This is a genomic window from Spiroplasma endosymbiont of Polydrusus cervinus (genome assembly GCF_964019755.1).
In the GTDB taxonomy this organism is placed as follows: Bacteria; Bacillota_I; Bacilli_A; order Mycoplasmatales; family Mycoplasmataceae; genus Spiroplasma.
Map to the genome: position 1 here is coordinate 663,972 of NZ_OZ026469.1, position 11,681 is coordinate 675,652.

The following is an 11,681-nucleotide window of genomic DNA, read 5'->3' on the forward strand; positions in this document are numbered from 1 at the left end:
GCATTATAAACAATGCCATAATCTTCTTTTAAATATTTGGTAATTCGACGATAACCAAATTGTTTTAAATTTTCTTCATAGACTTTTACAATATTTTTTAATGATTCGCTATCCTTACCATTACTTGAATAATTTTTATATTTATCTCAATAACTACGCTTTAAATCTGTTATATCAAGTAATAAATTTAGTGGATATTTATTAATGTTTTCTTTGATAAAAGATACAATTTTTCTTTTATTTAATTGTAAAAGTCATGAAGCTTTTTTAGTAATTCATACCTAACTTTGTAATAGTTTAAATCTCTTTTTTCAAATGATTCTTTTGGACCTTTATTGGTGTTTAAAATTCCTTTCTTAAAATTTTCATACCATGAAGCAACAGTTTTTTTATTAATTTGATATTTTTTTGCAATAAAACTTATACTATTATTTTTAACCTCTTGTACTATTATTTTTCGAAAATATGCTGTATATTTATTAAATTTTTGTCCTTTTCTTGCCATATAAAAATGCACCTCCTCTAAAGTTTAGCAAAGACTTTTTTTCTTTACTTACTTTTTTGGGTGCAGTCTACAGCTAAAGTTTAGCAAAGATTTTTTTCTTTACTTACTCTTTTGGGTGCAGTCTATATTTGTATTAACAATTTTAATGAAAATGATTAAACAAATTGGTATTAGTAAATTTAGTTGTATTTTAAAACCGATAGAGGAAAAGAATTTTATAGATGAAAAAGAATAGAAAAACATTTTAAAATAAGAGTTTATTTTTGTGATCCTGGTAAACTTCGTCAGAAAGCATTAGTAGAAAGAATAAATAGAGATATAAAGCGTTGATTGGGTCAAAATGAGCCATTAATTAATATTCGTAGTAGATTAAAATCTATTTTAGATATATTAAATACCACAATTAGACCTTGCTTGGAAAATTTTACATCAAGACAATAATTTAAAAAAATATTTTTAAATTAAATTAGTGTTTGTTAAGATTAGTAAAATTTATTTTTTGTTGTGTTTAATTTTATAATTTTAAAAATAAACATTAAAAAAATATTTTTAATTTAATATTTTTTGTGATTATTGTTTTTTATTTTTAATTTATTATAATCTTATTAACTTTTTATGATTTAGTTTTATAGTATACATGATTTGGTATTTACAATTTACACGCTCCTTAAATATACTTAAAAATAATAAAATTCCAAATATTTATTTTTTTTTGAAAAAATGGTTGCAATTTATTAAAAATATTTTATTATTAATCTAGCAAGATATAAATTTGCTGTTTGTATCTACACAGTGCTTTTGTTATAATTTTATTAACTTTTTATGATTTAATTTTACAGTATACAAATTTGGATCATATTTTCGCCTAACTTTTGTTTTTAAAAACTAAGTGTTTGCAAAGAACTACTTTGTTTTTTTCGTAAATCGTTCATATAATTCATTAATCCGTTTTTCATATACACTATGTAATTTTGGATGATAATAAACAACTCCGCGCATTTCTTTTGGTAAATATTGCTGTGACACATAATCATTGGGAAAATCATGGGGATATTGATAACCAATCCCATTCCCTAACTTCCCAGCGGAAGCATAACTACTATCTCGTAAGTGATGTGGAATTGGATAAAGCTTACCATTTAAAACATCCTCATATGCTTGTTCAGTCGCTAAATAAGCACTATTTGATTTTTCACTTAAGCACATTTCAATAATCGCTAACCCCAATGGAATTCTGCCTTCTGGCAACCCAATTTGGCGAAAACTATCAATTGCTGTTTTAACGTGCCCCGCAATGGCTGGATTAGCTAAACCAATATCTTCATAAGTAATAATTTGCATTCGGCGAAATAATGCTTCATAGTCGCCACTCGCTAATAACCGAGCAAAATAATATAATGCTGCATCAACATCGCTTCCCCGAATTGATTTTTGCAAGGCTGATTTTAAATCATGATGCTCATCACCGGCAGAAAAATTAATTAAATTAGCTGATGGAGCAATATTTTTAACAATTACAGGTGTAATTTCTTCGGTAGGATATAAATTCAAACATAATTCTAAAATATTAATCGCAATGCGCAAGTCGCCACTCGCTAATTGGCAAATTAAAGTTAAAGCATCTGTTGTAATTGTTAAAGATAATTTTTTATTTATAATTAATTTTTCCAAACCAGTGAACATTTCTTCCAGCGTAATTCGTTCTAATTTAATAATATTAGCTCGGGAACGTAGCGCTGGGTTAATAACAAAATATGGATTTTCCGTTGTACAAGCAAACATAATTAAATGACCATTTTCTAAATATTGTAATAAAATATCCTGGCGATCTTTATTCATACGATGAACTTCTTCAACAATAATAATAAACCGTTTAACCGCTCCGGCTTGTTTGATAATGTTTTCTAAATCTTGTTTTTTATCAATTTCAGCATTAAAAATAGCATAGTCGATTTGTAAATCATTCGCCAATGCCCGGGCAATACTACTTTTCCCAACCCCTGGGTCACCATAAAAAATTAATGAACTGGCATAATTATATTTCAACATTCTTGAAATAACACCATTGTGGTAATTAATAATATGACTTTGCCCAATAATATCGGAAATTGTTGTGGGTCGTAATACAAATGCTAATGGTTCCGCCATTTTTTCTCTCCTAGGTGCTTTTTTTACATCATAACATAAAAAAACTGATAATTAATCAGTTTTATAATAAACCATCCTTAACTTTTGTTAGGTTGGTTTTGATTATTATAGTTGCTCTATGCTGACCATATTTGTTATTTTGGTATGCTATTTATCATTATATATAGCAACTTCTGACATAGTTTAATAATCTAATTCTTTGACTTTATGATGTTCTTGATGAATAATATCATAAATATCTGATTCGAATTTTTTTGTTCCATTGATAACAGCTAATAATGGTTGTTCACCAATCTTAGCTGGTAATTGCAAGGTATCTTCAAAGTAATCATCAATTCCTTTGATTAAACCACTACCCCCACAAATGGTAATTCCATTGCGGAAAATATCACCCGCCAATTCTGGTGGTGTTTCTTCTAGAGCTTGAACTGCTAAATCAATAATTCGTGATACTGGAACTTTTAAAACTTCTCGGATTTCTTCGGGGGTTAATTCAATTTCCCGTGGTAAACCTGAAACAACATCTCGTCCATATACTTTCATTTTTTGTTCATCACCATATTTTGCTAATGAGCCAATTTCGATTTTAATCATTTCTGCTGTTTTAATTCCAATTTCTAAACCATATTGTGAATGGACATATTTTAAAACCTCATCATTTAAATAATTTCCAGCAACTTTAACTGATTTTGAAATTACAATATCTCCTGAAGCAAGAATAGCAATATCTGTTGTTCCTCCTCCCATATCAATTACTAAGTTTCCAGCAGGTTTGTAAATATCAACCCCACCGCCTAAAGCAGCCATTTTAACTTCTTCCTCAACAAATACTTTTGTTGCCCCTAAATTAATTGCAATTTTTTTCAATGCATTTTTTTCTAATTCGGTAATGACTGACGGACAAGCTAATAACATAATTGAATTAACTAACTGTTTATTAACCCGTAAACGGTTAAAAATATATTTTAATTGTGCTTCAGTTGCACGAATATCAGTAATAACACCGTCAATCATTGGACGGACAATTCTAATTGTCTTATTTCCTTTTCCAATCATTTTATATGCTTCATTTCCGACAGCAATAATCTGGTTTTCTTTAATTTTATATGCCACAATGGATGGTTCATTATAAACAATCCCGCTCCCTGAGATATAAACCAAGGTAGAAGATGTCCCTAAATCCATTGATACAAAAATCGGCTTCTTATTATTAAATATGGCCATATCAAATCCTCCTTAGTAGTAATTATATTCTTTTTTATAAGAAAAACAATAAGTATTATTGCGAAACTACCTTTACCGAATTATTTTTCGTTTATCTTGTATACTATAAAACTAAATCATAAAAAGCTAATAAAATTATAACAAATTAAAAATAAAAAACAATAATCACAAAAAATATTAAATTAAAAATATTGTTTTTAATATTTATTTTTAAAATTATAAAATTAAACACAACAAAAAATAAATTTTACTAATCTTAACAAACACTAATTTAATTTAAAAAAATTTTTTTAAAATATTGTCTTGATGTAAAATTTTCCAAGCAAGGTCTAATTGTGGTATTTAATATATCTAAAATAGATTTTAATTTACTACGAATATTAATTAATGGCTCATTTTAACCCAAATCAACGCTTTATATCTCTATTTATTCTTTCTACTAATGCTTTCTGACGAAGTTTACCAGGATCACAAAAATAAACTCTTATTTTAAAATGTTTTTCTATTCTTTTTCATCTATAAAATTCTTTTCCTCTATCGGTTAAAATACAACTAAATTTACTAATACCAATTTGTTTAATCATTTTCATTAAAATTGTTAATACAACATAGACTGCACCCTGTTTAGTAAGTATTAATAAAAAGGTTTACAAACTTTCATTTATTATATATTTTTCTTTTTGGTTTGAATATCACTTATTTCATTTTTTAACATCATTAATATATTCATTATGAGATTTATAATTTTTATTATGGATTGTTCCTTTTTTAAGTAATGAATGAAAACTTTCAATAATAATGTTGTCTGCACAATGATAATTTTTACCCATTGAAATTATAATTTTGTTATCTAAACATTTACTATTGTAATCTTTAGATGTATATTGATATCCGTGATCTGAATGAATTATTATTTTATTTAAATCTTTTTTTATTTTTTTAATTTTATTAATTGCATCATTTAAATTATCAATTACAAGTTTGTTATTATTAAATTTTGATCATTTTACATCAATAATTTCTTTAGTATATCCATCAAGTATTGTTGATTGATAATGTTTTTTACCATTTCAAATTAAATAAGTTACATCAGTAAATAAAATTGAAAATCTTTCTTTAATATCATTAAAATTACGATTTACTAAATCAGGATATTTAATTATATTTTTATTTCTATTTTGTTTTATTAATATTTTTCTACGCATACGCTTTACATATTCAGCTTGAATATTATTTTCTTTCATAATTCGCAATACTTTCTTAGCATTATAAACAATGCCATAATCTTCTTTTAAATATTTGGTAATTCGACGATAACCAAATTGTTTTAAATTTTCTTCATAGACTTTTACAATATTTTTTAATGATTCGCTATCCTTACCATTACTTGAATAATTTTTATATTTATCTCAATAACTACGCTTTAAATCTGTTATATCAAGTAATAAATTTAGTGGATATTTATTAATGTTTTCTTTGATAAAAGATACAATTTTTCTTTTATTTAATTGTAAAAGTCATGAAGCTTTTTTAGTAATTCATACCTAACTTTGTAATAGTTTAAATCTCTTTTTTTCAAATGATTCTTTTGGACCTTTATTGGTGTTTAAAATTCCTTTCTTAAAATTTTCATACCATGAAGCAACAGTTTTTTTATTAATTTGATATTTTTTTGCAATAAAACTTATACTATTATTTTTAACCTCTTGTACTATCATTTTTCGAAAATATGCTGTATATTTATTAAATTTTTGTCCTTTTCTTGCCATATAAAAATGCACCTCCTTTAAAGTAGACTGCACCCTGTTTAGTAAGTATTAATAAAAAGGTTTACAAACTTTCATTTATTATATATTTTTCTTTTTGGTTTGAATATCATTTATTTCATTTTTTAACATCATTAATATATTCATTATGAGATTTATAATTTTTATTATGGGTTGTTCCTTTTTTAAGTAATGAATGAAAACTTTCAATAATAATGTTGTCTGCACAATGATAATTTTTACCCATTGAAATTATAATTTTGTTATCTAAACATTTACTATTGTAATCTTTAGATGTATATTGATATCCGTGATCTGAATGAATTATTATTTTATTTAAATCTTTTTTTATTTTTTTAATTTTATTAATTGCATCATTTAAATTATCAATTACAAGTTTGTTATTATTAAATTTTGATCATTTTACATCAATAATTTCTTTAGTATATCCATCAAGTATTGTTGATTGATAATGTTTTTTACCATTTCAAATTAAATAAGTTACATCAGTAAATAAAATTGAAAATCTTTCTTTAATATCATTAAAATTACGATTTACTAAATCAGGATATTTAATTATATTTTTATTTCTATTTTGTTTTATTAATATTTTTCTACGCATACGCTTTACATATTCAGCTTGAATATTATTTTCTTTCATAATTCGCAATACTTTCTTAGCATTATAAACAATGCCATAATCTTCTTTTAAATATTTGGTAATTCGACGATAACCAAATTGTTTTAAATTTTCTTCATAGACTTTTACAATATTTTTTAATGATTCGCTATCCTTACCATTACTTGAATAATTTTTATATTTATCTCAATAACTACGCTTTAAATCTGTTATATCAAGTAATAAATTTAGTGGATATTTATTAATGTTTTCTTTGATAAAAGATACAATTTTTCTTTTATTTAATTGTAAAAGTCATGAAGCTTTTTTAGTAATTCATACCTAACTTTGTAATAGTTTAAATCTCTTTTTTCAAATGATTCTTTTGAACCTTTATTGGTGTTTAAAATTCCTTTCTTAAAATTTTCATACCATGAAGCAACAGTTTTTTTATTAATTTGATATTTTTTTGCAATAAAACTTATACTATTATTTTTAACCTCTTGTACTATCATTTTTCGAAAATATGCTGTATATTTATTAAATTTTTGTCCTTTTCTTGCCATATAAAAATGCACCTCCTTTAAAGTTTAGCAAAGACTTTTTTTCTTTACTTACTTTTTTGGGTGCAGTCTAAAGTTTAGCAAAGACTTTTTTCTTTACTTACTTTTTTGGGTGCAGTCTATTTTATCAAAGAAAACATTAATAAATATCCACTAAATTTATTACTTGATATAACAGATTTAAAGCGTAGTTATTGAGATAAATATAAAAATTATTCAAGTAATGGTAAGGATAGCGAATCATTAAAAAATATTGTAAAAGTCTATGAAGAAAATTTAAAACAATTTGGTTATCGTCGAATTACCAAATATTTAAAAGAAGATTATGGCATTGTTTATAATGCTAAGAAAGTATTGCGAATTATGAAAGAAAATAATATTCAAGCTGAATATGTAAAGCGTATGCGTAGAAAAATATTAATAAAACAAAATAGAAATAAAAATATAATTAAATATCCTGATTTAGTAAATCGTAATTTTAATGATATTAAAGAAAGATTTTCAATTTTATTTACTGATGTAACTTATTTAATTTGAAATGGTAAAAAACATTATCAATCAACAATACTTGATGGATATAATAAAGAAATTATTGATGTAAAATGATCAAAATTTAATAATAACAAACTTGTAATTGATAATTTAAATGATGCAATTAATAAAATTAAAAAAATAAAAAAAGATTTAAATAAAATAATAATTCATTCAGATCACGGATATCAATATACATCTAAAGATTACAATAGTAAATGTTTAGATAACAAAATTATAATTTCAATGGGTAAAAATTATCATTGTGCAGACAACATTATTATTGAAAGTTTTCATTCATTACTTAAAAAAGGAACAATCCATAATAAAAATTATAAATCTCATAATGAATATATTAATGATGTTAAAAAATGAAATAAATGATATTCAAACCAAAAAGAAAAATATATAATAAATGAAAGTTTGTAAACCTTTTTATTAATACTTACTAAACAGGGTGCAGTCTAAAGTTTAGCAAAGACTTTTTTTCTTTACTTACTCTTTTGGGTGCAGTCTATAATTTATTCTTTACTTTTTAATTTCAATATCATTTGCAATCTTATTGACAGTATTAATAACACTATCTTTACCATACTTTTTCACTAAGACCGAAAAATTAAATATTGCTTTATTTGCATAATTTCAACCTCCTATAATTAACTTAAAAATTAACTTAAAAAAAGTTAACTAAATTAATAATTAACTTTTTATGATTTGGTATTTACAATTTACACTGTAAAAAACATTTCAAAAATGAAATGTTTTTTATCCTTTACCTTTGCATCCAAATCATGATATTAATTCATCAAATGTAGCTTTAATTGCTTCATATCCTGGTTTTAATAATTTTCGTGGATCAAACCCTTTACCATTTTCTGGTTTATCTTTTCCTTCTTCAATATATTTTCTAGTTGCAGCAACAAAAGCAATTTGTAATTCAGTATTAACATTTATTTTACTAATTCCTAATGAAATTGCTTTTTTAACTTGCTCTTGTGGAATTCCACTACCACCATGTAAAACCATCCCAATTTTTGCCACAGATTCAATATCTTCTAATGCTTGGAAGTTTAAACCTGGTCATCCTGTTGGATACGGTCCATGAATATTATTAATTCCAGCGGCAAGAAAATCAATTCCTGTTGTTACCATTTCGGCTGCTTCTTTTGGATCACCAATTTCCCCAGCACCAACAACACCGTCTTCTTCCCCACCAATAGTTCCAATTTCCGCTTCAACTGAAACAGCATTTGGTTTTGCATACGCTACTACTTCTTTGGTGTTTTTTAGATTTTCAGCAAATGGATGGTGACTACCATCATACATTACTGATGAAAAACCAGCATCAATAGCCATTTTACAACTCTCTACTGATTGCCCATGGTCTAAATGTAACGCTACTGGAACTGTAATGTTTAATGAATCTAATAAAGCATTAACCATCGCAACAACTAAATTATAGCCTCCCATATATTTAATTGTTCCTTCTGAAGCCCCTAAAATAATTGGGGTTTTTGTTTCTTGTGCCGCTTCTAATAAAGCTTTTGTTCATTCTAGATTATTAATATTAAAATGACCAACAGCGTATTTATTCTGATGTGCTTTTTTAATTATTTCACTAGCATTAACTAATTTAGCATGATATTTTTGTCCCATAATTTCTTTTCCCTCCTAAATAAAATATTACATTAATATTATAAACTTTTTATTTAAAAAAATACGGTAAAACAAAGAAATTTATTAATATTTGGATAATTTACCAAAATTTACCAAAAAAAGATAAAAAATAATAATTTTTAATCGTCTTATCACCTTTTTATAAATCCCGTGTTATAAATAACATACTATATGGCAATATATAGTAAACAAACAGAGCTTATCATTACCTGATGGATGGGCCTCCTAAAAGGTAATACCCAAAGATAGGTATCCGTTAGTAAATAGTTTTTTCTAAAGGGCATTCCTAATAAAGGAATGCCCTTTTTTATAGACTGCACCCTGTTTAGTAAGTATTAATAAAAAGGTTTACAAACTTTCATTTATTATATATTTTTCTTTTTGGTTTGAATATCATTTATTTCATTTTTTAACATCATTAATATATTCATTATGAGATTTATAATTTTTATTATGGATTGTTCCTTTTTTAAGTAATGAATGAAAACTTTCAATAATAATGTTGTCTGCACAATGATAATTTTTACCCATTGAAATTATAATTTTGTTATCTAAACATTTACTATTGTAATCTTTAGATGTATATTGATATCCGTGATCTGAATGAATTATTATTTTATTTAAATCTTTTTTTATTTTTTTTATTTTATTAATTGCATCATTTAAATTATCAATTACAAGTTTGTTATTATTAAATTTTGATCATTTTACATCAATAATTTCTTTAGTATATCCATCAAGTATTGTTGATTGATAATGTTTTTTACCATTTCAAATTAAATAAGTTACATCAGTAAATAAAATTGAAAATCTTTCTTTAATATCATTAAAATTACGATTTACTAAATCAGGATATTTAATTATATTTTTATTTCTATTTTGTTTTATTAATATTTTTCTACGCATACGCTTTACATATTCAGCTTGAATATTATTTTCTTTCATAATTCGCAATACTTTCTTAGCATTATAAACAATGCCATAATCTTCTTTTAAATATTTGGTAATTCGACGATAACCAAATTGTTTTAAATTTTCTTCATAGACTTTTACAATATTTTTTAATGATTCGCTATCCTTACCATTACTTGAATAATTTTTATATTTATCTCAATAACTACGCTTTAAATCTGTTATATCAAGTAATAAATTTAGTGGATATTTATTAATGTTTTCTTTGATAAAAGATACAATTTTTCTTTTATTTAATTGTAAAAGTCATGAAGCTTTTTTAGTAATTCATACCTAACTTTGTAATAGTTTAAATCTCTTTTTTTCAAATGATTCTTTTGGACCTTTATTGGTGTTTAAAATTCCTTTCTTAAAATTTTCATACCATGAAGCAACAGTTTTTTTATTAATTTGATATTTTTTTGCAATAAAACTTATACTATTATTTTTAACCTCTTGTACTATTATTTTTCGAAAATATGCTGTATATTTATTAAATTTTTGTCCTTTTCTTGCCATATAAAAATGCACCTCCTTTAAAGTTTAGCAAATACTTTTTTTCTTTACTTACTCTTTTGGGTGCAGTCTAGTCTAAAGCAAAGACTTTTTTTCTTTACTTACTTTTTTAGGTGCAGTCTATTATTTTAATTTTTGACAATAATTACAAAAATAAGTTCCTCTTCCATTCACAAAAATTTTGTCAATTTGTTGATGACAATTAACACATTCCATTTTATTTCGACCATAAACTTTTAAGTGTTGTAAAAATTTACCATTAACCCCTGGTTCGGGATGATAAGTTGCAACTGTTGTTCCACCTTCATTAATTGCTTTTTGCAGGACGAGTTTTGTATTATCAATAATATTTTGATAATCTTGATCTTCTAAATTTTTGGTCTTTTCTCCCGGATGAATTTTGGAAGCAAATAGAATTTCATTTGCATAAATGTTACCGATTCCAACAATAACATTTTGTTCCAATAATGTCGTTTTAATTGGTTGGCCTTTATTTTGTCAAGCATTCTTTAAGTATGAAACTGTCACTTTTTCCTCAAATGGTTCATATCCTAATTTATTTAACGGTGCTTGTTGTAAATAATCCTTTTTGCTATATAAATGCATTGTTCCAAATTTTCTTGTATCATGATAACGCAATTGAAAGTCCTTATCAAGCTCAAATAAAATCATAATATGTTGTCATTCCCCTGGTTCATCTTTTGTGGTGAAATAGTATTTCCCTTCCATTCGTAAATGACTAATTAAAACATAATCATCTAAAATAAAAAGCAAATGTTTCCCCATTCGATCAATTCAATTAATTTTTTGTTGAATAATTTCCTTAGTGAACTCTTTCGGATCAAGAGGATATTTTATTATTTTATTTCAAAAAATTTGGCAATCCGTAATTGTCTTACCAACGACATGTTTTGTTAAAGTACGGCGGACTGTCTCAATTTCTGGTAATTCTGGCATACTGTTTCTTCTTTCCTAATTAATAATTTAATTTTATTTTTATATCTAATGTAAATTGTAAATGCAAGTGCAAGAAATCTTTCAATTAAATAATAACATAAAAAATAATTAAAAGGCGCTGTATAGATACAAACGGCAAATTTAATATTTTTTGTGATTATTGTTTTTTATTTTTAATTTGTTATAATTTTATTAACTTTTTATGATTTAGTTTTACAGTATAC

General features: G+C 24.7%; 12 protein-coding genes and 6 pseudogenes. 2 read left to right on the forward strand and 16 right to left on the reverse strand.

Features of this window, described 5'->3' with window-relative positions; genetic code table 4:
* Positions 1–2: 2 nt before the first annotated feature.
* Both AACK78_RS07575 and AACK78_RS04220 read right to left on the reverse strand, forming a co-directional pair.
* Positions 3–275, reverse strand: a pseudogene (locus AACK78_RS07575) (hypothetical protein); the annotation flags it as partial.
* Entirely contained in the window at positions 242–505 is a 264-nt protein-coding gene (locus AACK78_RS04220; RefSeq protein ID WP_338954581.1) for a hypothetical protein, read from the reverse strand. The pseudogene AACK78_RS07575 and the gene AACK78_RS04220, both read right to left, overlap by 34 nt.
* A gap of 127 nt (positions 506–632) precedes the next feature.
* Between AACK78_RS04220 and AACK78_RS04225 the strand changes: the two are divergent.
* A pseudogene (locus AACK78_RS04225) lies at positions 633–946 on the forward strand (IS30 family transposase); the annotation flags it as partial.
* A gap of 462 nt (positions 947–1,408) precedes the next feature.
* Here AACK78_RS04225 and AACK78_RS04230 read toward each other — a convergent pair.
* The 9 genes and pseudogenes from AACK78_RS04230 to AACK78_RS04260 form a co-directional block, all read right to left on the reverse strand.
* On the reverse strand, positions 1,409–2,653 hold the full coding sequence (locus AACK78_RS04230; RefSeq protein WP_338954585.1) for a replication-associated recombination protein A: 1,245 nt from the start codon (positions 2,651–2,653) through the stop codon (positions 1,409–1,411).
* Positions 2,654–2,836: 183 nt separating this feature from the next.
* Positions 2,837–3,877, reverse strand: a complete 1,041-nt coding sequence (locus AACK78_RS04235) for a rod shape-determining protein (protein ID WP_338954587.1) — start codon at positions 3,875–3,877, stop codon at positions 2,837–2,839.
* A 271-nt stretch (positions 3,878–4,148) separates the two neighbouring features.
* Positions 4,149–4,485 (reverse strand): annotated as a pseudogene (locus AACK78_RS07580) (IS30 family transposase); the annotation flags it as partial.
* Positions 4,486–4,524: 39 nt separating this feature from the next.
* On the reverse strand, positions 4,525–5,121 hold the full coding sequence (locus AACK78_RS04245) for a DDE-type integrase/transposase/recombinase (protein WP_338954388.1): 597 nt from the start codon (positions 5,119–5,121) through the stop codon (positions 4,525–4,527).
* Positions 5,122–5,142: 21 nt separating this feature from the next.
* Positions 5,143–5,415, reverse strand: a pseudogene (locus AACK78_RS07585) (hypothetical protein); the annotation flags it as partial.
* 6 nt (positions 5,416–5,421) lie between these two features.
* A complete protein-coding gene (locus AACK78_RS04250; protein ID WP_338954592.1) occupies positions 5,422–5,646 on the reverse strand; it encodes a transposase family protein in 225 nt (74 codons plus the stop codon).
* A 61-nt stretch (positions 5,647–5,707) separates the two neighbouring features.
* Positions 5,708–6,304, reverse strand: a complete 597-nt coding sequence (locus tag AACK78_RS04255; protein WP_338954594.1) for a DDE-type integrase/transposase/recombinase — start codon at positions 6,302–6,304, stop codon at positions 5,708–5,710.
* Positions 6,305–6,325: 21 nt separating this feature from the next.
* A pseudogene (locus tag AACK78_RS07590) lies at positions 6,326–6,598 on the reverse strand (hypothetical protein); the annotation flags it as partial.
* Positions 6,565–6,828, reverse strand: a complete 264-nt coding sequence (locus AACK78_RS04260) for a transposase family protein (protein ID WP_338954596.1) — start codon at positions 6,826–6,828, stop codon at positions 6,565–6,567. The pseudogene AACK78_RS07590 and the gene AACK78_RS04260, both read right to left, overlap by 34 nt.
* Positions 6,829–6,933: 105 nt before the next feature.
* Here AACK78_RS04260 and AACK78_RS04265 point away from each other — a divergent pair, with 105 nt between their 5' ends.
* Positions 6,934–7,785 carry an IS3 family transposase gene (locus AACK78_RS04265; protein ID WP_338954597.1) on the forward strand — a complete coding sequence of 284 codons (852 nt, stop codon included), beginning with the start codon at positions 6,934–6,936 and terminating at the stop codon, positions 7,783–7,785.
* 336 nt (positions 7,786–8,121) lie between these two features.
* On the opposite strand, the gene fba is transcribed toward AACK78_RS04265, so the two are convergent.
* The 5 genes and pseudogenes from fba to mutM all read right to left on the reverse strand — a co-directional run bounded on the left by fba (position 8,122) and on the right by mutM (position 11,457).
* Positions 8,122–9,012, reverse strand: coding sequence for a class II fructose-1,6-bisphosphate aldolase (gene fba / locus AACK78_RS04270; protein ID WP_338954599.1), 891 nt, complete (start codon positions 9,010–9,012; stop codon positions 8,122–8,124).
* Between the two features lie 369 nt (positions 9,013–9,381).
* A complete protein-coding gene (locus tag AACK78_RS04275; RefSeq protein ID WP_338954388.1) occupies positions 9,382–9,978 on the reverse strand; it encodes a DDE-type integrase/transposase/recombinase in 597 nt (198 codons plus the stop codon).
* A gap of 21 nt (positions 9,979–9,999) precedes the next feature.
* A pseudogene (locus AACK78_RS07595) lies at positions 10,000–10,272 on the reverse strand (hypothetical protein); the annotation flags it as partial.
* Positions 10,273–10,278: 6 nt separating this feature from the next.
* The gene (locus AACK78_RS04280) at positions 10,279–10,503 is read right to left on the reverse strand and encodes a hypothetical protein (RefSeq protein WP_338954601.1); all 225 of its coding nucleotides are present in this window, start codon (positions 10,501–10,503) and stop codon (positions 10,279–10,281) included.
* Between the two features lie 120 nt (positions 10,504–10,623).
* Positions 10,624–11,457, reverse strand: coding sequence for a DNA-formamidopyrimidine glycosylase (gene mutM / locus AACK78_RS04285; protein WP_338954603.1), 834 nt, complete (start codon positions 11,455–11,457; stop codon positions 10,624–10,626).
* Positions 11,458–11,681 lie beyond the last annotated feature (224 nt).